This is a genomic window from Streptomyces sp. NPDC021225, assembly GCF_044332865.1.
GTDB lineage: Bacteria > Actinomycetota > Actinomycetes > Streptomycetales > Streptomycetaceae > Streptomyces.
The window spans coordinates 71,951-95,367 of the sequence record NZ_JBIRPV010000011.1 but is presented as its reverse complement, the minus strand read 5'-3'; the positions used below and the strand labels follow the sequence as shown (position 1 = coordinate 95,367).

General features: G+C 69.8%; 19 protein-coding genes and 1 pseudogene. 7 read left to right on the top strand and 13 right to left on the bottom strand.

Annotation, left to right across the window (positions count from 1 at the left end):
- The first annotated feature begins 15 nt into the window (after positions 1-15).
- Positions 16-1,359 carry a right-handed parallel beta-helix repeat-containing protein gene (locus ACH4S9_RS35710; protein ID WP_398375698.1) on the top strand — a complete coding sequence of 448 codons (1,344 nt, stop codon included), beginning with the start codon at positions 16-18 and terminating at the stop codon, positions 1,357-1,359.
- Between the two features lie 7 nt (positions 1,360-1,366).
- On the opposite strand, the gene ACH4S9_RS35705 is transcribed toward ACH4S9_RS35710, so the two are convergent.
- A complete protein-coding gene (locus tag ACH4S9_RS35705; protein WP_394816851.1) occupies positions 1,367-2,053 on the bottom strand; it encodes a hypothetical protein in 687 nt (228 codons plus the stop codon).
- Between the two features lie 542 nt (positions 2,054-2,595).
- Between ACH4S9_RS35705 and ACH4S9_RS35700 the strand changes: the two genes are divergently transcribed.
- Both ACH4S9_RS35700 and ACH4S9_RS35695 read left to right on the top strand, forming a co-directional pair.
- On the top strand, positions 2,596-5,022 hold the full coding sequence (locus tag ACH4S9_RS35700) for an SdrD B-like domain-containing protein (protein WP_398375914.1): 2,427 nt from the start codon (positions 2,596-2,598) through the stop codon (positions 5,020-5,022).
- Positions 5,023-5,426: 404 nt separating this feature from the next.
- Positions 5,427-7,991, top strand: coding sequence for an SdrD B-like domain-containing protein (locus ACH4S9_RS35695; protein ID WP_398375912.1), 2,565 nt, complete (start codon positions 5,427-5,429; stop codon positions 7,989-7,991).
- Between the two features lie 92 nt (positions 7,992-8,083).
- Here the strand turns inward: ACH4S9_RS35695 and ACH4S9_RS35690 are convergent, their stop codons facing one another.
- Together ACH4S9_RS35690 and ACH4S9_RS35685 are read right to left on the bottom strand one after the other, a co-directional pair.
- Entirely contained in the window at positions 8,084-9,055 is a 972-nt protein-coding gene (locus tag ACH4S9_RS35690; protein WP_311728616.1) for a pirin family protein, read from the bottom strand.
- A 230-nt stretch (positions 9,056-9,285) separates the two neighbouring features.
- Entirely contained in the window at positions 9,286-9,783 is a 498-nt protein-coding gene (locus ACH4S9_RS35685; protein WP_311728617.1) for an SseB family protein, read from the bottom strand.
- A gap of 157 nt (positions 9,784-9,940) precedes the next feature.
- Between ACH4S9_RS35685 and ACH4S9_RS35680 the strand changes: the two genes are divergently transcribed.
- Positions 9,941-11,767, top strand: coding sequence for an acyl-CoA dehydrogenase (locus tag ACH4S9_RS35680; protein WP_398375909.1), 1,827 nt, complete (start codon positions 9,941-9,943; stop codon positions 11,765-11,767).
- A 58-nt stretch (positions 11,768-11,825) separates the two neighbouring features.
- Here ACH4S9_RS35680 and ACH4S9_RS35675 read toward each other — a convergent pair whose 3' ends face one another.
- A complete protein-coding gene (locus ACH4S9_RS35675; RefSeq protein WP_311728618.1) occupies positions 11,826-12,221 on the bottom strand; it encodes a hypothetical protein in 396 nt (131 codons plus the stop codon).
- Positions 12,222-12,227: 6 nt separating this feature from the next.
- Positions 12,228-12,917, bottom strand: coding sequence for a TNT domain-containing protein (locus tag ACH4S9_RS35670; protein WP_311728619.1), 690 nt, complete (start codon positions 12,915-12,917; stop codon positions 12,228-12,230).
- A gap of 228 nt (positions 12,918-13,145) precedes the next feature.
- Between ACH4S9_RS35670 and ACH4S9_RS35665 the strand changes: the two genes are divergently transcribed.
- From ACH4S9_RS35665 to ACH4S9_RS35655, 3 genes are all read left to right on the top strand, one after another.
- Positions 13,146-14,438 carry a M18 family aminopeptidase gene (locus ACH4S9_RS35665; RefSeq protein ID WP_398375695.1) on the top strand — a complete coding sequence of 431 codons (1,293 nt, stop codon included), beginning with the start codon at positions 13,146-13,148 and terminating at the stop codon, positions 14,436-14,438.
- A 1-nt stretch (position 14,439) separates the two neighbouring features.
- Positions 14,440-16,389, top strand: a complete 1,950-nt coding sequence (locus ACH4S9_RS35660) for a BTAD domain-containing putative transcriptional regulator (RefSeq protein ID WP_398375693.1) — start codon at positions 14,440-14,442, stop codon at positions 16,387-16,389.
- A gap of 145 nt (positions 16,390-16,534) precedes the next feature.
- Positions 16,535-17,251, top strand: coding sequence for a DUF4232 domain-containing protein (locus ACH4S9_RS35655; protein ID WP_385346682.1), 717 nt, complete (start codon positions 16,535-16,537; stop codon positions 17,249-17,251).
- A gap of 113 nt (positions 17,252-17,364) precedes the next feature.
- On the opposite strand, the gene ACH4S9_RS35650 is transcribed toward ACH4S9_RS35655, so the two are convergent.
- The 8 genes and pseudogenes from ACH4S9_RS35650 to ACH4S9_RS35615 all read right to left on the bottom strand — a co-directional run bounded on the left by ACH4S9_RS35650 (position 17,365) and on the right by ACH4S9_RS35615 (position 23,368).
- Positions 17,365-17,838, bottom strand: coding sequence for a hypothetical protein (locus tag ACH4S9_RS35650; protein ID WP_398375691.1), 474 nt, complete (start codon positions 17,836-17,838; stop codon positions 17,365-17,367).
- A 73-nt stretch (positions 17,839-17,911) separates the two neighbouring features.
- Positions 17,912-18,037, bottom strand: coding sequence for a hypothetical protein (locus ACH4S9_RS35645; RefSeq protein ID WP_385341003.1), 126 nt, complete (start codon positions 18,035-18,037; stop codon positions 17,912-17,914).
- Between the two features lie 220 nt (positions 18,038-18,257).
- Positions 18,258-18,485: a hypothetical protein gene (locus ACH4S9_RS35640; protein ID WP_398375690.1), complete on the bottom strand. Its 228-nt coding sequence runs from the start codon at positions 18,483-18,485 to the stop codon at positions 18,258-18,260.
- The gene (locus ACH4S9_RS35635; protein ID WP_361186014.1) at positions 18,482-18,670 is read right to left on the bottom strand and encodes a hypothetical protein; all 189 of its coding nucleotides are present in this window, start codon (positions 18,668-18,670) and stop codon (positions 18,482-18,484) included. The genes ACH4S9_RS35640 and ACH4S9_RS35635 overlap by 4 nt, the downstream gene beginning before the upstream one ends.
- Positions 18,667-19,008, bottom strand: a complete 342-nt coding sequence (locus ACH4S9_RS35630) for a hypothetical protein (protein ID WP_398375688.1) — start codon at positions 19,006-19,008, stop codon at positions 18,667-18,669. The genes ACH4S9_RS35635 and ACH4S9_RS35630 overlap by 4 nt, the downstream gene beginning before the upstream one ends.
- A 228-nt stretch (positions 19,009-19,236) precedes the next feature.
- Positions 19,237-20,421 (bottom strand): annotated as a pseudogene (locus ACH4S9_RS35625) (helix-turn-helix domain-containing protein).
- A 70-nt stretch (positions 20,422-20,491) separates the two neighbouring features.
- The gene (locus tag ACH4S9_RS35620) at positions 20,492-21,130 is read right to left on the bottom strand and encodes an HAD family hydrolase (protein ID WP_398375686.1); all 639 of its coding nucleotides are present in this window, start codon (positions 21,128-21,130) and stop codon (positions 20,492-20,494) included.
- A 408-nt stretch (positions 21,131-21,538) separates the two neighbouring features.
- Positions 21,539-23,368, bottom strand: a complete 1,830-nt coding sequence (locus tag ACH4S9_RS35615; protein WP_398375685.1) for an NHL domain-containing thioredoxin family protein — start codon at positions 23,366-23,368, stop codon at positions 21,539-21,541.
- Positions 23,369-23,417: the final 49 nt, after the last annotated feature.

Sequence of the window (23,417 nt, the reverse complement as noted above, 5' to 3'; positions counted from 1 at the left end):
TGCCAGGATGAGGCCATGCCTCGTCTCCGTCTTCGCCTGATGGCCACGGTGCTCGGAACACTGGCACCCCTACTGGTCGGCTGCGGCTCGGACGATGACGGATCGAAGGACGGCCGACGACCGTCCGGTGACCACGTGACGATCAAGGTGCCTGCTGACGCCCCGACGATCTCGGATGCGGTGTCTCTGGCCCGGGCCGGCGATCTCGTGCTGGTCGCGCCGGGCGTCTACCACGAGTCGGTGAAGATAACCAAGGCTCGCATCACGCTTCGCGGCGAGTCCCGGGAGAAGGTCGTCATCGACGGGCGGTTGCAGCAGCCGAACGGCATCGTCGTCGCCGCTCCCGGAGTGGCCGTGCAGAACCTGACGGTGCGGAACAACACCCAGAACGGGGTCCTGGTCACCGGCTCGGCGAAGGCCGCTGCCGGAATGCCGGGGCAGTCCGGCGGCTACGACACCGGCGACGAGCCCGTCACCTTCCTGAAGTCATTCGCGGTCTCCCACGTGACCGCGACCCGCAACGGGCTGTACGGCATCTACGCGTTCTCCGCGCAGAACGGTGTCATCGAGCACTCGTACACATCAGGCTCGGCCGACTCGGGGATCTATGTCGGACAGTGCAAGCCCTGTCGCATCGTGGTGCGGGACAACATCGCCGAGCTCAACGCGGTCGGCTACGAAGGCACCAATGCCAGTGGCGACATGTACGTGGTCGGTAACCGCCTTGTCGGTAACCGGGTCGGGCTCACCACCAACTCCGACCACCAGGAGAAGTTGCTCCCGCAGCAGGATGCCGTCATCGCGGGCAACCTGATCGCGGCCAACCAGCAGACGGCCACCCCCGAACAGGCCGACGGCGGTTGGGGCATCGGCATCGGCGTCGACGGCGGCTCCGACAACCAGTTCGTCCGCAACCGGATCGCCGACAACAGCAACGCCGGGCTGGTGATCACCGCGAACGCTGACATACAGCCGAACGGCAACCGGATCCTGGACAACACCTTCGCCGCCAACAACGTTGACGTCGGCTGGACGTTCCCCACCGCCACCGAGGGACAGGGCAACTGCCTGCGCGGCAACGAGCTGCGGAAGACGGTGCCCGCCCGGCTCGCGACCACCGCGTCCTGCCCGCGTCCCGCCCGGTCTTCCTCGCCCTCCGGCACGTGGACGAAGCCGACGGCACCTGGCGGTATCCCGTTCACCGATGTGGCGGCGCCCAAGCGACAGCCGCAGTTCCCGAACGCCACGACCACGGGCGCCACCGCCGTTCCGGCCGTTCCGGCACTCCCGGACACGGCGGACATCCGGCTGCCGTCGGTGTCACTGCTCGCCGCGGCCGCGCGGGTGCTGACGTCCTGAGCGGCGGCTACCGCGCCGGGGTGACCCCGGGGACCGGCCGGACCGGAACGTACTTCTGGGTGTCGAAATCGATGACCACCGGCTGCGATGCGGAAGCCACGGCGACGCGAACCCGGTACATGGTGCCGTCCGAGCCGATCCAGTAGCGCACGGCGCCCTCCCCCGCCGTACCGGACTTGGTACGGGCGCTCGGTCCGGTCATGATGTCCACCTCACGGCCGTCCAACCGGTCCTCTCCAGCCCAGGCGGCACCGTTCTGTGGCAGCAGTTCGGCATTGTCCGGCCGGTCGTTGCCGAGCTTCAGCGCGATGGCCAGCGAACTGTCCAGCGAACTGCCGTACTTTTGCAGCGGACGGCTGTACCAACCCGACTCCGGCGGCCGCGCCGGTGCCTTCTCCGGAGGGTTCGCCATCGGATGGACGGACACGGTGGTGGCCGACCACTCGATCAGCCCGTCGCTGGACGTATCGCGCCCGGTGCCGCGCACCACGCCGTAACCGACCTTGCCGCGGTAGTCGATGGAACCGGTGATGGTCAGCCCGCCGGCGGTGCTCGGCACATTGATCGTCACGGCGCGCCCGCCCGCCTGGTAGTTGCGGAACCGCGTGACCGCCAGCCGGTTGGCCTCATCCGAGCTCAACGCCCTGGGACCGGCGGGGGCGGAGCCGCTGTCGACGAACAGGAACGCGGTCACCGCGACGGCCACACCGCCGATGACGGCCGCCACCCAGCGTGGCCGCAGCCATCGGCGCCGGCCATCCGCGCGCCGCGAGGGGCCTTGCTTGATTCTCATACTCCACAGGTGACGCATTGGTAACTTGATCCGCTCATTCACCCTCTGCTCCCCCCGATCTTGGCGGCCACCCGCTACAGTATCGTCGCTGGTGGGGCGGTTCAGGATGACAATTCAGACTCTTGTGCTGTTTCCGTGTGGGAAGCGAGGAAGAGTGCGACTGGTCTGGGGGAGGCACTCCCAAATCCCTGAATTCGCCACATCCGCAAAGACGACCAAGAACGACCGGGTCCACCGAAACAGCGGTGGGCCCTTTTCATGACCGAAGTGTCACCCGGGCCGGGATGCGGATGTACGGCCGAAATCGGGTGTTCGGTTCACATCATGAGGGGAGAGTGATGGCTGTGCGAAAAGCGTGTGGAACATTAAACCGGACAGCCGGGAAGGGTGCGGGTCCGCTGGCGCGAGTGGGCTTGTCCGTTCTCTTGGTGTCGGGTGGCGTCATGGGCGCGACCGCTGGGACGGCCACCGCTTCGACTGGCGACGGAACCCTGACCGTTCAGGTACTCCGGGACTTCTTCGGCACCGGCGTGATCAACACGACCATGGACGTGCCGCAGCGGGGCATGAAGGTCGAGGTGTCGGACTCTGCCGGCCATCGGGTCACCGGCACCACGGACGCCACCGGAAAGGTGGTGGTCTCGAAGTCGACCGAGCTGACCGGCGGCCAGTACCGCGTCGACGTCACCGTCCCGGCGCCGTACAACAAGTATCTTCAGGCCGCGCCGGCCTCAACGGCAGAGAACCACTTCGACAGCTTCACGACGTTCGTGAACGTGTCGGACGGCAAGGACGACTCGGTCATCACCGGCGTCTGGAACCCGGCCGACTACGCACTGCCGGACACGCGGTACTTCGTACCGATCCAGAATGGCGCCGGCGGAAACGACACCCGGGCATTGGTGGCGTTCGGGACGGACAAACGAGGTACGTGTCCTGGCGATACGGCGTGCCCGACCGTGCTCAACACGCAGGACCAGGTGGGCACGACGTTCGCGCTGGCCTACGACAAGTACCAGAAGCGGATCTTCCAGGGCGCGTTCGCCCGCCGGTACACCGCGTACGGGCCGGAGGGCGGTGACGCGATCTACACCACGCCGACCGACGGTGGGGCGCCGACCCTGTTCGCGAAGGTGCCGGCCGCCACGGTGACCCCGCACGACACCTCCAACCTGATCAAGGACGCCGGGTTCGTCAACGCGCCGGGCAAGGAGAGCATCGGCGGCCTGGCCCTGTCGGAGGACGGCTCGACGCTGTACGCGGTGAACCTGCTGACCCGGCGCCTGGTCAGCTTCGACGCCACCGGGACCACCGCGTCCGCACCCAAGGCGACGGTACGCATCCCGGACCCGGGCTGCGCGGTGGCCACCGACTGGCGGCCGTTCGCACTGTCCACCCACGACAACAAGCTCTATGTCGGCGGCGTGTGCAGCGCGGAGAGCACGCAGAAGCGCGAGGACCTGAAAGCCGTCGTCTACACCTACGACGGCGACCGGTTCGACACCGTGCTGACCCAGCCGCTCACCGCCAAGCGCGGCTCCGTCTTCGGTTCCAACGACGTCGACCAGGCCACCCACTGGAACCCGTGGAACACCAACCTGGCCACGTGGGACGAGCGGAAGGTGGGCAACGTCTTCATCGATCCGCAGCCGGAGTTCGCCTCCCTCGCCTTCGCCCGTGACGGTTCGATGATCCTCGGTTTCCGCGACCGGTTCATGGACGTCGTGAGCTGGGGTGGACTGGACCCGAGGCCGGGCAACGACACCGCGGAAAACGGCATGGCCGGTGGTGACATCAACATGGCCTGCGCCAATCCCGATGGTGGATACGCGTGGGAAGGCACCGGGAGTTGCCCCAACCACGCCACCCCCGCCACCGGTGGCAGCCAGGACAGCAGTGTCGTCGAGTACTTCCCGGGCGACTTCTTTGGCAACGGAGTGCACGCAGAGACCGCGCTGGGGTCGGTGGCCTACATTCCGCAGCAGCAGTGGGTCGTCAGCACGGAGTTCGACCCGGTCGTCGACGTCGCGACCTCAGGGACCGGGTACCACAACATCACCACCGGCCAGGGCCCGGGCAACAGCCCGAAAGCCAACGGGTACCAGTTCGTCAGTCAGGCACAGAGCGGGTTCGGTAAGGCCGGTGGGCTCGGCGATATCGCCTTCGAGGCGGCGAACGCGCCGATCCAGATCGGCAACCGGGTGTGGTTCGACGGCGACCACAACGGGATCCAGGACCCCGAGGGCACCAACGAGGTGCCACTGCCGGACGCCACGATCAACCTGCTGGACGCCGACGGCAAGCAGGTCGCCACAACCAAGACCGACGCCGCAGGCGAGTACTACTTCGGCGGAGTCGGCGCCGACTACGAACTCAAGCCGGGTGCCAAATACACGGTGCAGTTCGATGTGTGCACCGCGGACACCAGCAAGGTGCCGACCCAGCCGGCGGCCACCGAACTGCGGTTCACCCTCCCGCGGGCCGGTGACAACCGGGCACACGACTCCAATGTGACCCCGCCGAAGACCGGACAGCTCTGCAACGGACTGGCACCCGTCACGGCACCGGACCAGGCCGGCGAAGTCGATCACACCATCGACGCCGGCGTGTACATCCCCAAGGAGGAACCGCCGACTCCTACGCCGACGCCCACCACCCCGGAGCCGTCGACCGAGCCGCCGACCCATGAGCCGCCCGCGACCGTGCCGCCCAACAACCCGGGCCCCCAGACCGGCGGAGACCCAGGCGGTTCACTGGCCAACACAGGTACATCCGGCCTGCTGACGCTCATCTCCCTCAGCGCCCTGCTCGCCGGCACAGGCGCGGCATTCGCATTCATGACCCGAAAGCGCCGCGCCAGGCAACACTGAGACACCACCGAAAACCGAAAAATCAAGTGATCCGCCCGCCCGCGCTACCGCAGTAGCGTAGGCGGGCGGATCACGTTCGATTTGGTAACTTGTTCCGCTCATTCACCCTCTGCTCGCCCCGATCTTGGCGGCCACCCGCTACAGTGTCGTCGCTGGTGGGGCGGTTCAGAATGACTATTCGGACTCTTGTGCTGTTTCCGTGCGGGGAAGCGAGGACGAGTGCAACTGGCCTGGGGGAGGCACTGCCGAGTCCCTGAATTCGCCACATCCGGCAAGACGACCAAGAACAACCGGGTCCACCGAAACAGCGGTGGGCCCTTTTCATGGCCGACGTGTCACCCGGGCCCGGGAAGCCGATGTGCAACTGGAAGCGGGTGTTCGGTTCACATGATGAGGGGAGCGTGATGGCTGTGAAAAGAATATGCACAACGTTACACCGGACAGCCGGGAAGCATACGGGTTCGCTGACGCGAGTGGGCTTGTCCGTTCTCTTGCTGTCGGGTGGCGCCTTGGGCGCGACGGCCGGGACGGCCACCGCTTCCACTGGCGACGGCACCCTGACCGTCGAGGTGCTGCGGGACTTCTTCGGCACCGGCGTGATCAACACGACCATGGACGTGCCGCAGCGGGGCATGAAGGTCGAGGTAACCGACCCCGACGGCCATCGGGTCACCGGCACCACGGACGCCACCGGAAAGGTGGTGATCTCGAAGTCGACCGAACTGACCGGCGGCCAGTACCGCGTCGACGTCACCGTCCCGGCGCCGTACAACAAGTATCTTCAGGCGGCGCCGGCCTCGACGGCGGAAAACCACTTCGACAGCTTCACGACGTTCGTGAACGTGTCGGACGGCAAGGACGACTCGGTCATCACCGGGGTCTGGAACCCGGCCGATTACGCACTGCCGGACTCACGCTATTTCGTTCCGATCCAGAACTCTTCCAGCGGGAAAGACACCCGGGCACTGGTGGCGTTCGGGACGGACAAACGAGGGACGTGTCCTGACCAGGCGGCGTGCCCGACCGCGCTCAACACGCAGGACCAGGTGGGCACGACGTTCGCGCTGGCCTACGACAAGTACCAGAAGCGGATCTTCCAGGGCGCGTTCGCCCGGCGGTACACCCCGTACGGGCCGGACGGCGGTAACGCGATCTACACCACGCCGACCGACGGCGGAAGCGCGCCGACCCTGTTCGCGAAGGTGCCGGGCGCCACGGTCACCCCGCACGACGCCACCAACATGATCAAGGACGCCGGGTTCACCAACGCGCCGGGCAAGGAGAGCATCGGCGGCCTGGCCCTGTCCGAGGACGGCTCGACGCTCTACGCGGTGAACCTGCTGACCCGGCGCCTGGTCAGCTTCGACGCGACCGGAACCACGGCATCCGCACCCAAGGCGACGGTACGCATCCCGGACCCGGGCTGCGCGCTGGCCACCGACTGGCGGCCGTTCGCACTGTCCACCCACGACAACAAGCTCTACGTCGGCGGCGTGTGCAGCGCGGAGAGCACACAGAAGCGCGAAGACCTGAAAGCCGTCGTCTACACCTACGACGGCGACCGGTTCGACACCGTGCTGACCCAGCCGCTCACCGGCGAGCGCGGTACCGTCTATGGCGGTGCCGCAGGGGTTGACCAGGCCAACCACTGGAACCCGTGGAACACCAGCCTGCTGACCTGGGACAAATTCAAGATCAGCGGAACAAACACCCTCGTCGATCCGCAGCCGGAACTCGCCACCCTCGCCTTCGCCCGCGACGGTTCGATGATCCTCGGCTTCCGCGACCGGTTCATGGACGTGGTCAGCGGGGGCGGCCTTGACCCCCGGCCGGGCAACGACACCGCGCAAAACGGTATGTCCGGCGGTGACATCAACATGGCCTGCGCGAATCCCGACGGTGGATACGCGTGGGAAGGCACCGGGAATTGCCCCAACCACGCCAAGCCCGAAACCGACGGCGGCCAGAACACCGGTGTCGTCGAATACTTCCCGGGCGACTACGTTCGGAACAGGGCCGCACCGGAGCAGATCCAGGGGGTGCACAACGAAGCCTCCCAAGGGGCGGTCGCCTACATTCCGCAGCAGCAGTGGGTCGTCAGCACGCAGATGGACCCGACCGACAACTACGGTACCGGCGGGACCGGTTACTACAACATCGAGACCGGTCAGGGGCCCGGTAACGACCATTCCGCCAACGCGTACCAGTTCGTCAATTCGACCGACAACGGGTTCGGTAAGGCCGGTGGGCTCGGCGATATCGCCTACGAGGCGGCGAACGCACCGATCCAGATCGGCAACCGGGTGTGGTTCGACGGCGACCACAACGGGATCCAGGACCCCGAGGGTCCCAACGAGGTGCCACTGCCGGACGCGACGATCAACCTGCTGGACTCCAGCGGCAAGCAGGTCGCCACGACCAAGACCGACGCCGCCGGCGAGTACTACTTCGGTGGAGTCGGCGCCGACTACGAACTCAAGCCGGGTGCCAAATACACGGTGCAGTTCGATGTGTGCACCGCGGACACCAGCAAGGTGCCGACCCAGCCGGCGGCCACCGAACTGCGGTTCACCCTCCCGCGAGCCGGTGACAACCGGGCACACGACTCCAACGTGACCCCGCCGAAGACCGGGCAACTGTGCAACGGAAAAGCACCTGTCACGGCACCGGACCAGGCCGGCGAAGTCGATCACACCATCGACGCCGGCGTGTACATCCCCAAGGAGGAACCGCCGACCACGACGCCTCCGACCACCCCGGAGCCGTCGACCCAGCCGCCGACCCATGAACCGCCCGCGACCGTGCCGCCCAACAACCCGGGCCCCCAGACCGGCGGAGACCCAGGCGGTTCACTGGCCAACACAGGTACATCCGGCCTGCTGACGCTCATCTCCCTCAGCGCCCTGCTCGCCGGCACAGGCGCGGCATTCGCATTCATGACCCGAAAGCGCCGCGCCAGGCAACACTGAGACACCACCGAAAACCGAAAAAACAAGTGATCCGCCCGCCCGCGCTATCCCAGTAGCGCGGGCGGGCGGATCGCATTTCGTCCCGGCGAGCCCTACATTCCGCCCTCGGACATCCCGTGCACCGCGGGGATCGTGCCGAGCCGGCCCTTCTGGAAGTCCTCGAAGGCCTGCTGGAGTTCCGCGCGGTTGTTCATCACGAACGGCCCGTAGTGCGCCATGGGCTCACGGATCGGCCGGCCACCGAGGAGGACGACCTCCAGGTCCGGCGTGTGGGAGTCCTGCTTCTCGTCCGCCCGCACGGTCAGCGAGGAGCCGGAGCCGAAGACCGCGGTCTGGCCGAGGTGGATCGGACGACGCTCGGCGCCGACCGTACCCTTGCCGGCCAGCACGTACGCGAGGCCGTTGAAGTCCTCACGCCAGGGCAGGTTGATCTCGGCGCCCGGCGCCAGCGTCGCGTGGATCATCGAGATCGGCGTGTGCGTGATGCCCGGACCGGAGTGGCCGTCCAGCTCACCGGCGATGACCCGCAGCAGCGCGCCACCGTCGGGGGAGGTGAGCAGCTGGACATTGCCGCCGCGGATGTCCTGATACCGGGGCGCCATCATCTTGTCCTTGGCCGGGAGGTTCACCCACAGCTGGAGGCCGTGGAAGAGACCACCGGATACGACCAGGTGCTCCGGCGGCGCCTCGATGTGGAGCAGACCGGACCCGGCCGTCATCCACTGGGTGTCACCGTTGGTGATGGTGCCGCCACCACCATTGGAGTCATGGTGGTCGAAGATCCCGTCGATGATGTACGTGACGGTCTCGAAGCCGCGGTGCGGGTGCCACGGGGTGCCCTTCGGCTCCCCGGGCTGATAGTCCACCTCGCCCATCTGGTCCATCATGATGAACGGGTCCAGGTGCTTGTAGTCGATGCCGGCGAAGGCGCGCCGCACCGGGAAGCCCTCACCCTCGAAACCGCTGGGAGCGGTAGCGACGGCGAGCACGGGGCGCGGCTTGGCGTCGGCGGGTGCCGCGACGCGCGGCAGGGTCAACGGGTTGTCTACGGTCACAGCTGGCATGACGGCCTCCTCGGTCGTTCAGGATTCAACTTAGTTGAACGGTGAACGACTCGCAAGGGGGGCTTTATTTCCGAGCGCGCCGGGAGCCCGCGCGGGGACCGGAGCCGCACATCGGCACGGCTGCTTCACCCCTGGACCCCGGGGTCTGGGGCGGAGCCCCAGTTTCGGGAAGGGGCGGGGTGGGGGAGGGCCCGCCGCAGGCGTCAAGATCCGCCGGACAGCGTCAGCGGCTAGCCGTACATCCGGCGCATCGCGAAGTCGACCATCTGCTCCACGGCCTTCGCGTCGAAGACCATCCGGTGGTCGCCCTCCATGTCGAGGACGAAGCCGTAGCCGGTGGGCAGCAGGTCGATCACCTCCGCGCCGGTGATCACGAAGTACTTGGACTCCTTGCCCGCGTAGCGCCGCAGCTCCTTGAGCGAGGTGAACATGGGGATCACCGGCTGCTGGGTGTTGTGCAGCGCGAGGAACCCGGGGTTGTCACCGCGCGGGCAGTACACCTTGGACGACGCGAAGATCTGCTGGAAGTCCTCGGCCGACATCGACCCCGTGGTGAAGGCGCGCACCGCGTCGGCCAGGGAGGGCGGAGAGGGCTCGGGGTACAGCGGCTGCTCGCCATAGCCGGCGCCCGGCTGTGGGTGATGTGACAGAGGCGGCTGCTGTTGCGGCGGAGGCGGCGGCGCCGCGTAACCCTGCCCTGCGCTCGCGTTCTGGTCGTAGCCGTACATGCACAGAAGCGTACTGAGTCGCCGAAGCGCGGTGCGTCACAGTTGCCCGATTGGGGGTTGCTCTTTATTACCCACGGGTAGCATCATGGCGATCGACGATCGATCGCGCTACGCCAACGAAGAGGTCCGCCTCCCGAGCCTTACGGAGCCGTTCGCCATGGGGCACTACAAGTCGAATCTCCGCGACATCGAGTTCAACCTCTTCGAGGTGCTCGGGCGCGACAAGCTGTACGGCACCGGACCGTTCGAGGAGATGGACGTCGAGACCGCCAAGAGCGTGCTCTCGGAGATCTCCCGGCTGTCCGAGAACGAGCTGGCCGAGAGCTACGCGGACGCCGACCGGAATCCGCCGGTCTTCGACCCGAAGACGCACACCGCGCCGGTGCCGGAGTCCTTCAAGAAGAGCTACCAGGCATACATGGACGCCGAGTGGTGGCGTCTTGGCGTCCCGGAGGGCCTCGGCGGAGCCGCCTGCCCGCGCTCGCTGCTGTGGGCCTCCGCCGAGCACATCCTGGGCTCCAACACCCCGATCTGGATGTACGCCTGCGGCCCCGCCTTCGCCGGAGTGCTCTACGACGAGGGCACCGAGGAGCAGCTGGCGATCGCCCGGCAGATCGTGGACAGGCAGTGGGGCGCGACCATGGTGCTCACCGAGCCCGACGCGGGCTCGGACGTCGGCGCGGGCCGCACCAAGGCGGTCCGGCAGGAGGACGGCACCTGGCACATCGAGGGCGTGAAGCGGTTCATCACCTCCGGTGAGCACGACCTCTCGGACAACATCGTCCACTTCGTGCTGGCGCGCCCCGAGGGCGCGGGCCCGGGCACCAAGGGGCTGTCCCTCTTCATCGTCCCGAAGTACGACTTCGACTGGGAGACCGGCGAACTCGGCGAGCGCAACGGCGTCTACGCGACCAATGTCGAGCACAAGATGGGTCTGCGGGTCTCCAACACCTGCGAGCTGACCTTCGGCGCGGACCACCCGGCCAAGGGCTGGCTGCTCGGTGAGAAGCACGACGGCATACGCCAGATGTTCAAGATCATCGAGTTCGCCCGGATGATGGTCGGCACCAAGGCCATGGCGACCCTGTCCACCGGCTTTCTGAACGCGCTGGAGTACGCCAAGGAGCGCGTCCAGGGCGCCGACCTGGCTGCCTTCACCGACAAGGCCGCCCCGCGCGTCACCATCGCCCACCACCCCGATGTGCGCCGCTCCCTCATGACGCAGAAGGCGTACGCGGAGGGCCTGCGCTCGCTCGTCCTCTACACCGCCTGCGTCCAGGACGAGATCCAGGTCCTGGAGGCGGCCGGCGAGGACACCTCCGCCGCGCACGCCCTCAACGACCTGCTGCTGCCCATCGTCAAGGGCTACGGCTCGGAGAAGGCGTACGAGCTGCTGGCGCAGTCCCTCCAGACCATCGGCGGCTCCGGCTACCTCCAGGAGTACCCGCTGGAGCAGTACATCCGGGACGCCAAGATCGACACCCTCTACGAGGGCACCACCGCCATCCAGGGCCAGGACTACTTCTTCCGGAAGATCGTCCGGGACCAGGGCCAGGCGCTGACCGTCATCTCGGAGGAGATCAAGAAGTTCCTGGCCGAGGCCGGCGGCGGCGAGGAGCTCGCTGCCACCCGCGACGCGCTGGCCAAGGCCGCCGCTGACCTGGAGGGGCTGGTGGGCGTCATGCTCACCGACCTCACCGCCACGGAGCAGGACGTCACCTCCATCTACAAGGTCGGCCTCAACGCCACCCGGCTGCTGCTCGCCTCCGGCGACGTGTTCATCGGCTATCTGCTGACCAAGGGCGCGGCGATCGCCGCCGACAAGCTGCCCGGCGCCTCCGCCAAGGACAAGTCCTTCTACGAGGGCAAGATCGCGGCCGCGAAGTTCTTCGCCCAGGAGGTGCTGCCGGGCGTCGGGGTCCAGCGCGCCGTGGCCGAGTCCGTGGACGGCTCCCTGATGGACCTGGACGAGGCGGCCTTCTGAGGTCCGGATACCGCTCCGCCGATCGAGCCCGGCACCCCTCGCCCCGGGGGCGCCGGGCTCACTCGTTCCCGGGCCCCCGCTGACCCCGCCGGCCCCGCTGCTCGCGCTGCTCCCGCTCGCGCAGCGCGCGCTCGAAGTCCTGCCAGGCCCGCCGCCGGATCTCCTCGCTCTCCGCCAGCACGTCCTCGACCGCCTCGCCCCCGGCCGGGGAAGGGGCTGGGGACGCGCTGAGCTTCGCGCGCAGCTCGCGGCAGGCCGCGTCCTCCGAGGAGAACCAGCGCGTATCACGGTCCCGGGAGCGCTCGCGCAGCCCCACCGTCCAGCCGCCCGCGGCGGGCCGCAGGAAGTAGTACGCGTCCGGCTGGACCGGGATGTCGTGCACCCCTGGGATGTCGTACAGCGCGTCGGGGATCCCGTCGGCGCGCAGGGTCCGGACGAGCTCCCGCCGGTCCACCGCGCGTCAGTTGAGCTCGCGGAGGTTGCCGGCGGCGACGAGTTGGGGGATCGAGGGACCGGTGAGGTACTGGAGGCCTTCCCCGGGCTGGGCGAACCAGGGCCTGATGGGCCCCGCCTCCACCGTGAAGGGCTGCACCACCTCGTAGAGGTGATAGCCGAAGGGGAACGCCGGGTTGAGGGTGTTGAGGCTGCTGGGCGGCAGCGCGCGCTCCGCGAAGGGCGTGCCGGCCGGGGCGAGGAAGTGACCGAAACCGCTGCCGAAGAGGTCCACCTTCTGCCCGGGCCGCAGGGTGACGGTGACATGCAGCGGCGTCCCGTTGATGAGGACCCAGCCGTCCGGGTCCGGGTACCACCAGCCGGAGGCCGCGTCGTCCCAGTAGCACTCCAGGAACTCACTGGACGACAGATGGTCCAGCCGGTCCCAGCCCTTGAGCATCTCGGCGATCGGCCCGCTCCGCGGGAGTTCCGCGGGCCCCAGCCGCCAGTCGCCCTCGTAGTACCGCTGGAACGGCGCGGGCGGGCGGGTGTTGACGCCCACCCGGTCCGTGATGGGGCAGGGCACGGGCTCGCCGCCCGGCGGCTTCGCGCGCGTGGTGGCAGCGGGCGAGACGCCGGGCTGCGCCGCGGCGGGAACCGCACCGCACAGCAGGAAGAGCGCCCCGAGGACGGCGAGAACATGACGAAGAGCGCGCATCCGATATCCCCTTTAGTGCGGTGTTGCACGATCAAGGGAGATATGAGACGAAAAGCGTCCTTCGTATCAGCGAGCGGCCGTCCTTCATCTGATCGGCCCAGTCCGATCCCACGGAAGCGGCACACGGAAGCCGCGCCACGCACCGACCGGCCCACCCCTTTTGGCCGATCCCGAGAGCCGCCCGGTCGAACACGGGTGCCCGGCCGGTCCCGAACTTATGCTGTCCATATGAGCTCGCACCCCCGCTTCGACCGCGGCCATACCGACGACCTGATGTCCTTCCTCGCCGCCGCCCCATCGCCGTACCACGCGGTGGCGAGCGCCGCCAGGCGGCTGGAGAAGGCTGGATTCCGGCAGGCCGAGGAGACCGCGCCCTGGGACGGCGAGACGGGCGGCAAGTACGTCCTGCGGGGCGGCGCGATCATCGCCTGGTACGTCCCCGACGGCGCCAGACCTTCCACTCCGTACCGGATTGTGGGGGCTCACACCGACTCTCCCAATCTACGCGTGAAGCCGATCCCGGACACCGGCGCGCACGGCTGGCGGCAGATCGCCGTCGAGATCTACGGCGGCGCGCTGCTGAACACCTGGCTCGACCGCGACCTCGGCATCTCCGGCCGGCTCACCCTCAAGGACGGCTCGCACCACCTGGTGGTCATCGACCGGCCACTGCTGCGCGTTCCCCAGCTCGCCGTCCACCTCGACCGGTCCGTCAACACCGAGGGGCTCAAGCTCGACAAGCAGCGCCATATGACGCCCATCTGGGGCCTCGGCCACGTCGAGGAGGGCGCTCTGATCCGCTATGTCGCCGACGCGGCCGGGGTGCCGGCCGCCGAGGTCGGCGGCTGGGACCTGATGGCGCACAGCGTCGAGCCGCCCGCCTACCTCGGCCGGGACCAGGAGCTGGTCGCCGGGCCCCGGATGGACAACCTCCTGTCCGTGCACTCCGGGACGGCCGCGCTCATCGCCGCCTCCGCCCGCCCCGACCTGCCGTACATCCCCGTCCTCGCCGCCTTCGACCACGAGGAGAACGGCAGCCAGTCCGACACCGGCGCCGAGGGCCCGCTGCTCGGCAACGTGCTGGAGCGCTCGGTCTTCGCCCGCGGCGGTGCGTACGAGGACCGGGCCCGCGCCCTGGCCGGGACGGTCTGCCTGTCCTCCGACACCGGGCACGCCGTCCACCCCAACTACGCGGAGCGGCACGAGCCCGGCCACCACCCGCTGCCCAACGGCGGCCCTATCCTCAAGGTCAACGTGAACCAGCGGTACTCCACCGACGGCGGCGGCCGGGCCGTCTTCGCGGCCGCCTGCGAGCGCGCGGAAGTGCCCTGGCAGACTTTCGTCTCCAACAACGCCATGCCGTGCGGCACCACGATCGGCCCGATCACCGCTGCCCGGCACGGCATCACCACCGTCGACATAGGTGTTGCCATTCTCTCCATGCACTCGGCCCGCGAACTGTGCGGCGCCCAGGATCCGCAGCTGCTCGCCAAGGCCATGACCGCCTTCCTGGAGGGCTGACTTGGACTTCTCCCTGCTCGGTCCCGTGGCCGTGACCACCGGGACCGGAGAGGTCGCGCTGGGCCCGGTCAAGCGGCGCAGCCTGCTGGCCATGCTGCTGCTCCAGCCCAACGCCATCGTCCCCGTCGAACAACTGATCACCTGTCTGTGGGACGAGGAGCCGCCCGAACACGCCCGCACCGTCATCCAGGGCCATGTCTCGCGGCTGCGCGCCACGCTCGCCGAGGCGGGCGCCGACGCCTACGGGGTCGAGCTGGTCACCCGCGGCTCCGCCTACCAGCTGCGGATGCCCGAACAGCTCGTCGACAGCCAGCGCTTCTCCGAGCTGCTCTCCCTCGCCCGCCCCGAGGCCGCCCCCGAGGAGGCCGTGGATCTGCTGCGCCAGGCGCTGGACCTGTGGCGCGGCCCGGCGCTCACCGGCACGGTGGCCAGCCCGCCGTTCGCCGCGGCGGCCCACGCCCTGGAAGAGCGGCGGCTGGCCGCCGTCGAGGCGCTGGCGCGCGCCCACGGGGCGCTCGGCCGGTACGAGAAGGCGGCCGACGTACTGCACCCGGTGGCCGTGGCCAACCCGCTGCGGGAAGGGCTCATCGCGGCCCTGATGCTGGCCCTGTACCGCATCGGGCGGCAGTCGGACGCGATCGCCTGGTACCACCGCACCCGGGAGCTCCTCGCCGACGACCTGGGGGTCGACCCGGGGGAGCGGCTGCGCGCCGCGTACCAGGAGATCCTGCGCGCCGCCCCCGCGCCCAACGCCCCCCAGGCCCAGGCCCAGGCCCAGCACCACGGCCAGGGCCGGGACGAGGGCCAGGGGCAGGGGCAGGGGCAGGGCCAGGGGCAGATCCCCGCGCAGGCCGCGGCGGCCCGTCAGGAGCCCGCGCCCGGGCCGCAATTGCTCCCCCGGCCCCCCGCCGGGTTCCTCGGCCGCGACCACGAGCTGGCGTATCTCACCCGGCTCACGCTGCCCGCCGCCGAGCCCGCCGACCCGGCCAACGGCCCAGCCCACGGCTCGGCCCACGGCGGGTTCCCCCCGGAGGGCGGCATCACGCTGGTCAGCGGGCCCGCCGGGGTCGGCAAGACGGGCCTGGTCGTGCACTGGGGCCACGCCCACGCGTACGCCTTCCCCGACGGGCGGCTGTTCGCGGATCTGCGTGGGTTCAGCGGCGGCGAGGCGGCGGCGCCCGCCGAGGTGCTGCGCGAATTCCTGCTCGCCTTGGGGCAACCCGCGGACCGCATCCCGCCCTCCCCGGAGGCGGCCGCCGCGCTGTACCGGTCGCTCGTGGCGAACCGCCGCCTGCTGGTCGTGCTCGACAACGCCAGCAGCTCGGCGCAGGTGCGGCCGCTACTGCCCGGCGGGCCCCAGTGCACCACCCTGGTCACCAGCCGCAGCCGGCTCGACGGGCTGATCGCCACCGACGCGGCCCGCCCCGTACGGCTGCACGCGCTCGGGCCCGAGGACGGGGTGGCCCTGCTCGGCGCCCTGCTCGGCCCCGACCGGGTCGCCGAGGACCCGGAGGCCGCGCAGGAGCTGGTGACCCTGTGCGACGGGCTGCCGCTCGCGTTGCGCGCCGCCTCCGCACAGCTCCAGGCCCGCCCGCGCTGGCGGCTGGCCCGGCTGGCCACGGCGCTCCGCGACGAGCGGCGGCGGCTCGCGCTGCTGTCGGCGGAGGACGCCGGGGTCGCCGCGGCGCTGCGCAACTCGGCGGCGAGGCTCTCCGCGGACGACGCCCGGCTGCTGCGGACCCTGGGCACCGGCTTCGCCCGGGAGGTCAACACCGCGGAGGCCGCGGCGCTGGCCGGGGCGGACCCGGAGCTGATCCAGGACGGCCTGGAGCGGCTGGCGGAGATGCATCTGCTGGACGAGGAGGCCACCAACCGCTACGTGATGAGCGACCTGGTGAAGCTCTTCGCCCAGGACAGCGAGGACCGGCGGGACGGCGAGGGCAAGGGGTGAGAAAAGGGCGTTAGCGGGACGTTAGGCGTTCGGCAGCCGGGCGGCAGTGGCGCGGCAGCCGAACGCCAGCGGGGGACGACAGGCTTGAGCCGTACCGAGAAACCGAAACGGAAAACGGCCAAGTCCCACTGGGGGGGAACCCACCATGTCGATCACCGCCCGCGTCTCCCGCCGCGCCCGCACCCTGCGTCTCGCCGCCGCCGGCCTGACCGCCGCCGCCGCCCTCACCCTGACCGCCTGCAACAACAGCGAGGGCACCGGCGCCAAGAGCGAGGGCCCGGCGGACAGCTCGGCCTCCGCCCCGGCCGACCAGACGTCCGGCTCCGGCGGGTCCGACGCCACGGGCGGCGCGAGTGACGGGAAGAAGGGCGGCAGCAACGAGCGGGCCGGGTCCTCCGAGGACGGCGCCAAGGGCTCCGGCGGCTCCGGTGGTTCCGACAACTCGGAGCAGGAGATCGGCCCCTGCGACATCAACAAGCTGACGATCGGCGTCAAGAGCGTCCAGCGTCCCGTCAACTACATGGTGCTCGAGGTCAACAACCACGCGGGCGTGGACTGCAACATGCCCGGCTACCCAATCCTGAAGTTCGACGAGGACGCCCAGGCCCCCATCCCGGTGTACGAGGACTCCAAGCCGCAGGCCGTCGTCACCCTCGCCCCCGGGGAGACCGCGTACGCCGGGATCCGCACCTCCTCCGCCGACGGCTCGGGCCAGAACGGCTACAAGGCCACCTCCCTGGAGGTCTTCCTCGAAGGCTCCGACGACTCCAAGTCCGTCGAACTGCCGGGCGGCTCCGTCTACATCGACGAAACCGCCAAGGTGACGTACTGGCAGAGCGACCTGACCAACGCCCTCGACTGACGCCCCTTCGAGCCCCGGCCCACAGACCCGGGGAGCCGACTCCCCCCGGCTTCCCGCCCCGACGGCCCCGCCGCTGCCCTGCGGCGGGGCCGTCGGCTTTCCGGGCAGGGGCGTCACCACAGGATCGGGCAGGGGATGGTCGGCCGGATCCGGTTCGCGCTGCATGCGACCACGTGGACGGAGGCGAACCCGGTCCCCCGCAGGTACCAGCCGCCGACGACGTCTCCGCCCCAGCTGAGCCGGTCGTCGGCGGCCGTGAACCGTTCGGCTTGCCGTGCGGGGTCCTTGTCGTGGTCGGTCATGAAGGCGGGGGTCAGGTCGGTGACCTGGTCTTGGTACCAGGCTGAGGCTTTCTCCGGCTCCTGGAAGGTGGCTTTGATCATTCTGGCGGGGCGCAGCAGCCAGTGCGGTACCTCCAGGGGTGGTACGTCGCTGGCCATGAAGGCGGGGCTGGCGGCGGCGATCTGTTTCCACTCGTGGGGGGTGATGTCGTGGACGACGAGGTGTGGTGGTCGGCGTGTGGATTCGTCGTCGTAGGTGCGGCGTTCTCCGGTCCAGCGGTAGCAGTGCCAGTGTGACGCTGTCATGAGGGTGGCTCCGGTGTGGTGGGGAGCGGCCCCGCCCCGGCGGGGGCGGTCTGAGGGCGGGGCCGCGGTCTGGCTAGTGCGCGTACTGGCGTCCGTCGTCGGAGTCGCCGGGTGTCTGGCCGCCGGGTGTCGGGGCGTCGGTGTCCGGCATGGTGTCGCCGCTTTCCGGGTCGTGGCGGGTGGCGTGCTGTAATCGCATGGGCTGCTCCTGTGAGTTCAGGCGTGCAGGGGTGTCCTCGCGCGGTTGCGCGGTGCTCGTCCCGGCCACTGGCCTGCAAGCGGGGGCCGGGGCGAGGCGTTTGGGCGGGCTACGCCATCGAGGGCTGGATTTGTGGTGAGTTTGAGACGGCGACACGCCGAAGCGACGGCGTGTCGCTGTCTCAAACTCACCGCAAAGTCACTGGCAGCGGCCCGCCGGTCTAGGTGGCGTCTGCCTTCAGGGCCTCGATGGGCGGGGTCTGGTGGCAGCCGCAGTCACAGCGGACGGTGAAGATGAGCGCGCCCCGGGTCGCAGGCGGTACGGGCGCCGCCCTTACCTCGCCCGGTCCCTTGCAGAATGCGTGGATCTCGGCGGGCGTGGTGTCGGGCTCGGCGGTGTACATGGCGCAGTACGGGGACAGGCGTCGGGGACCGGCTGGGACGGTCATGCCGTCGTCTGCCTCTCGCGCTGCAAGGTGACCAGCACCTCGTACAGGTCGGCATCGGGGTGCGGCCGTCGACGGTTGCAGTCCGGGCACAGGTGGCGCAGGCAGCCGGGCCCGGAGGCGGACGCGCGCAGCACGGTGATCGGCTCGCGGGTGGGTTTGTCGCAGCGGTAGCAGTACTCCGTCACCGGGCGGCCTCCTCGCGGGGCCCGAGCGCTTCGCGGGTCGCGGTCTGAAGCGCGGTGAGGAGGGCCGCCGGATCGGTCAGGTGGCAGTCGTATCGGGGCGGTACGCGCCAGTGGACGCCAGGCCCCGTCGTACGAGCTGCGGGAGGCACCTCGATGTAGGCGGTCGCGCCCCACACCTGGACAGAGGGCAGCAGGCTCATGTCCCACTGGGCGGCTGAGCCGGGCGCGATCAGCCAGTAGAGGACCCTGTCGAAGGGATTCTCGATGGCCCCGCCCGTCGCCTCGCCCAGCAGATCGAGGGTGCGTTTGCCGATGCCGATCGAGAGGGGAACGCGCACGACATCCCACGATCGGCCAGCGGGCTGCAACTCCGTGTTACGGCCGCTTGGTGGTGCCCACGATCCGAAGTTGAGAGGGTCAGCATCCATTGGGCGCGCCTTGGTCGCGGCAAGCACCCGCAAGGGCTCGGCCATGGTCGGAGTTGTCCCATCTGCCTGGTCGGTGTGGACAGGTAGATGGTTCTCCGCGGACAGGGCCGCAAGTGACCCACCGAGGGTCAGTCAGGGTCACTCGCCGGCGTGACACCATTCCGCGAAGTTGCTGAGGCTCGCCGCATCGCCACGCCGCAGCCGGCGGAGCGTGGCGATGTCCTCGCGCACCCACGGATGGTCGCGGGTGTGCTGTGGAGCGATGTGCCGGGCGGCCTTCAACGACTCGTACGCATCGCCGGCCAACCCCGACCACAGCTGGGCGCGAGCCAGATCTATATGGAACCCGCTCCGGCGCTCGGCAGGCAGAGAACGCGGCGGGGCCCAATCGTTGGCGACGGCGAGGGCTCAGCGCGCATGGTCCCCACCCAGGCTGACGGCAACGGAGACTTCATGGATGCGGACGCTGTCCGGCCCGAACGCTGTGCCCTGGTAGACGTCCTCAGGTACGGCGTCCCCCAGACGCAAAGCCTCCGCGAGGTGGTGATCCGCAGCCTCCACAAGTCTGGCTCGTCCAGCGATAACAGCGGCTCGCATGTGCAAGGCGCCCAGGGCAGCGATCGCCGTAGCGCCTTGACCAGTGGGTGCGTTGTCGATCGCGGTGTGCAGCGCGCGCAGCCCGGGGACGTGCGCGCGGGCAGCAAAAAAGGTCTCGGTGCGGACGTAGGCGACGGTCGCGTCCAACAGAGGGTCTGAAGCGTGTGGAACCGCCCACCGCATCAGGTCCACCAGGCGCGCGGACAGATCGCGGGCGCCGCACTTGTACGCCACGGCGTCAGCGGTTCGCAGCGCGGAAACCAGCAGGCTCGCGGTCTCGGCGCGTTCTTTGGCCAGGGCGAGATGGAAGGCGCGGGTCAGCTCGCCGATGAGGGAAGGAAGATGACGGGCGATCCGTACGTATTGGGCAGCAAGGCGCCAAGTCACTGCCTCGTCTACTGCGGTGCGCAGCTCGGCCAGTGGCCGGACTGGCCCGTCGTCTGGGGCGTCATACGCGGCGATGACGGCTGACAAAGACGGCATTGCGGCGTGAACGCGCGCGTCCGCCCGGTCCCGGCTCCCCAGCAAGCGAGAGGTGTCGACACCGATCGCAGCCGCTAATGCCTCCACGACAGCGTCGCCGGCGCCCCGAGCACCCCGCTCGATCTTCCGTAGGGTGCCGACATGGACCCCGGCCGCGTCGGCCAGCTCCTGCTGCGTCATACGGGCGATGCGGCGGTGGTAGGCCACGCGTTTGCCGAATGCGCGGGCGTTCTCAGTCGGCATGCTGGTACTCCGTTCGGTGCGTCCACTCCGAACGGTAGCGAGCGGCCCTATATGTACGAGGCCGCTTGCCTCATGTGGCGGTGAGTTGTACGAGGTCGAGCAGCGAGTCGATCTGCCAGTCCGCGGCGGCCGCCTCCGTCGTGCCGGACCACAGATGGCCCCAGGGACCACGGCGCAGATGCGCGGCACGCAGGCCTGCGGCCTTCGCCGGCTGCGTGTCGTTCGCGGGGTGATCGCCTACGTACACGGTCTCGCTGGGCGCGGTTCCCGCAAGGTCCAGAACGCGGGCGAAGAAGCGCGGGTCGGGTTTGGCGATCCCCCACTCTCCCGAGGTGGCGATCTCTTCAGCGGGCAGCTTGAGGTTCCGCAGCAGGACACCGGCGCGCGCCGTCTGGTTGCCCGCGATGACGACGCGTATGCCCGCCTCGCGAAGAGCGGCAAGGGCTGGACGCACATCTGGATAGAGGTCGGACTCGTCGAGGTCTTCGCCGACTCCAGCGGCCTCCATCGCGGTTCGCTCGGCCGCGATGTCGATGCCGGGCCGGATGAGTCGCAGGGCTTCGGCGTTGTCGTGTCCCTGAGCGACCACCGCGCCGACGAGGGCGGAGAGGGTATGACGGGGGATGCCCAGCCAGTCAGCCCACGCCCCCCAAACGCGGTCGTCTCGGATCAAGGTCTCGCCGACGTCGAAGACCACTGCGCGGATCATGCGTGCAGCCTAGAACAGGGGCAGAACGGGTGAGTGCCACCACGTTCGGGCGAGCGGAACGGCCGTCGGCTTCCTTGGGATGCCGACCTGCGTCAGCGTCCTCAAACACCGGCACACCTGGGCGCCGAGCCCAGCCGCGCCGGTCGTCATCCGCCGCCGGGCGCTCCGTTGTCGCCGTCGCAGGCGGCGCGCGCGGTCAGGACCTCGTCCAACGCGCGGCCGGCGCGGGCTGCGAGTGGTGGCCGTCGCGGGCACGGCGGACGAGGAGCTGGTGCGGGGCTGGGCGCGAAGTGGTTCGTCGCGCGGAACGCCCTGGGCACCCTCCCCCTCGATCACGCCCAGGAAGCCCACCGCCGCGTGGCGGTGGGCTTCCTGCGCGGGCGTCTGGTGCTCACGCCCTGACGAGCGTCAGGGAGTCTCGTCCTCGTCCATCCCCGCCAGCACCAGCGGCAGCCTGGTCGCGCCGCCGTCGGTGACCCGGACCGGGACGCCCCAGTCCTGCTGGTGCACATGGCAGGCCGGGTACTCGTTCAGTGGGTCGTCGTCGCAGGAGGCGGCCATCGCGGAGACGTGCAGCACGCCCTCGGTGACCCCGTCCGCCAGCACCAGCTCGCGGCTCAGGTCCGTACCGGCCCCCTCGCCCTCGGCCAGCAGCTCGGGCGGGGTGGAGCTGACCAGCAGGCGTGTGGACGGGCCGTAGCGGGTGTCGAGCTTCTGCCCGGCAGGGGCCTGGAAGACCACGTCGAGCCGCAGCGTCCCCGGGGCGATGTCGGTGGCGGCGCGCTGGGTACGGTGCGCCACGGCCTCGACCCGCACGGCCTCCTCGGGCAGCCGCAGCCGGGTCAGCCGGTGCCGCGCCGACTCGACGACCACGATGTCGCCGTCCACCAGCACCGCGCCGGACGGCTCCCGCAGGTCCGTGGCGAGCGTGCTGACCTCGCCGGAGGCCGGGTCGAAGCGGCGCAGCGCGTGGTTGTAGGTGTCCGAGACGGCGACCGAGCCGTCGGGCAGCGCGGTCACGCCGAGCGGGTGCTGGAACAGCGCCTGGCCGGCCGGTCCGTCGCGGTGGCCGAAGTCGAACAGCCCGGTGCCCACGGCCGTACGCACCACAAAGCCGTCCTGGCCGTCTCGCTCGACGTACCGCACCGCCGAGGTCTCGGAGTCCGCGATCCACAGCCGGTCGGCGGTCGCGGCCAGCCCGGACGGCTGGGCGAACCACGCCTCGGCGGCCTCCCCGTCGACCAGCCCCTCGTTCGTCGTCCCGGCGGCCGCGCGGACCGTCGCGTCCGCCGGGTCGTACGTCCACAGCTGGTGGACGCCCGCCATGGCGATCCACAGCCGGTCGGCGAACCACGCCACGTCCCACGGCGAGGACAGGTCGACCTCGCGCGCGGGCCCGGCGGCCGGGGATCCCTGCCACCACTGGCGCCCGGTCCCGGCGACGGTCCGCACCTCGCCGGTCGCCAGGTCCAGGGAGCGCAGCGCGTGGTTGACCGTGTCGGCGACGATCACCGTGCCGTCCGGCAGCAGCGCCAGCCCCTGCGGCTCGCTGAACCGCGCGTGGTCGGCGGGCCCGTCGACCAGCCCGCGCTCGCCCGCGACGCCGATCCGCCGCACCACGCTCTCGCCGTCCGCCGCCAGCTCCACCAGCTGGTGCCGTGTGGTGTCCGAGACAAGGAAGGTGCCGCCGGGCAGCAGCAGCGCCTTGCCCGGGAACCGCAGCTCGGTGGCGACCGGCTCCGGCGGCACATACGGGCCGTCGCCGCGCCGCAGCGTGCCCTTCGCGACGTGCTCGGCCTCCAGCTCGGCCACCAGCTTCTCCAGGGCGTGCGCATGCCCCTCGCCCGCGTGCTGGGCGACCACATACCCCTCGGGGTCGACGACGACCAGCGTCGGCCAGGCCCGCACCGCGTACTGCTTCCAGGTGGCCAGCTCCGGGTCGTCGAGCACGGGGTGATGCACCTCATAGCGCTCGACGGCGTCGACGACCGCCTGGTGCTCGGCCTCGTGGACGAACTTCGGCGAGTGCACACCGACGATCACGACGGTGTCGCGGTGCTTCTCCTCCAGCTCGCGCAGCTCGTCCAGGACGTGGAGGCAGTTCACACAGCAGAACGTCCAAAAGTCCAAGATCAGTATCTTGCCTCGGAAGTCCGCCAGGGACAGTTCCTCGGCGCCGGTGTTGATCCAGGTACGTCCTTGCAGCTCAGGGGCGCGGACACGGGCTCGCTTGCTCATGACGTCAAGAGTGCCACTCGTGTGCCCGTGGGCGCCCCCCGCCCCTGGT

Coding starts and splice junctions, on each gene's coding strand:
- ACH4S9_RS35670 (WP_311728619.1), bottom strand. CDS start 12,917: ATGCGCGCTCTTCGTCATGTTCTCGCCGTCCTCGGGGCGCTCTTCCTG.
- ACH4S9_RS35650 (WP_398375691.1), bottom strand. CDS start 17,838: ATGACAGCGTCACACTGGCACTGCTACCGCTGGACCGGAGAACGCCGC.
- ACH4S9_RS35680 (WP_398375909.1), top strand. CDS start 9,941: ATGGGGCACTACAAGTCGAATCTCCGCGACATCGAGTTCAACCTCTTC.
- ACH4S9_RS35685 (WP_311728617.1), bottom strand. CDS start 9,783: ATGTACGGCTACGACCAGAACGCGAGCGCAGGGCAGGGTTACGCGGCG.
- ACH4S9_RS35645 (WP_385341003.1), bottom strand. CDS start 18,037: ATGCGATTACAGCACGCCACCCGCCACGACCCGGAAAGCGGCGACACC.
- ACH4S9_RS35615 (WP_398375685.1), bottom strand. CDS start 23,368: ATGAGCAAGCGAGCCCGTGTCCGCGCCCCTGAGCTGCAAGGACGTACC.
- ACH4S9_RS35690 (WP_311728616.1), bottom strand. CDS start 9,055: ATGCCAGCTGTGACCGTAGACAACCCGTTGACCCTGCCGCGCGTCGCG.
- ACH4S9_RS35655 (WP_385346682.1), top strand. CDS start 16,535: ATGTCGATCACCGCCCGCGTCTCCCGCCGCGCCCGCACCCTGCGTCTC.
- ACH4S9_RS35665 (WP_398375695.1), top strand. CDS start 13,146: ATGAGCTCGCACCCCCGCTTCGACCGCGGCCATACCGACGACCTGATG.
- ACH4S9_RS35700 (WP_398375914.1), top strand. CDS start 2,596: ATGGGCGCGACCGCTGGGACGGCCACCGCTTCGACTGGCGACGGAACC.
- ACH4S9_RS35710 (WP_398375698.1), top strand. CDS start 16: ATGCCTCGTCTCCGTCTTCGCCTGATGGCCACGGTGCTCGGAACACTG.
- ACH4S9_RS35620 (WP_398375686.1), bottom strand. CDS start 21,130: ATGATCCGCGCAGTGGTCTTCGACGTCGGCGAGACCTTGATCCGAGAC.
- ACH4S9_RS35695 (WP_398375912.1), top strand. CDS start 5,427: ATGGCTGTGAAAAGAATATGCACAACGTTACACCGGACAGCCGGGAAG.
- ACH4S9_RS35640 (WP_398375690.1), bottom strand. CDS start 18,485: ATGACCGTCCCAGCCGGTCCCCGACGCCTGTCCCCGTACTGCGCCATG.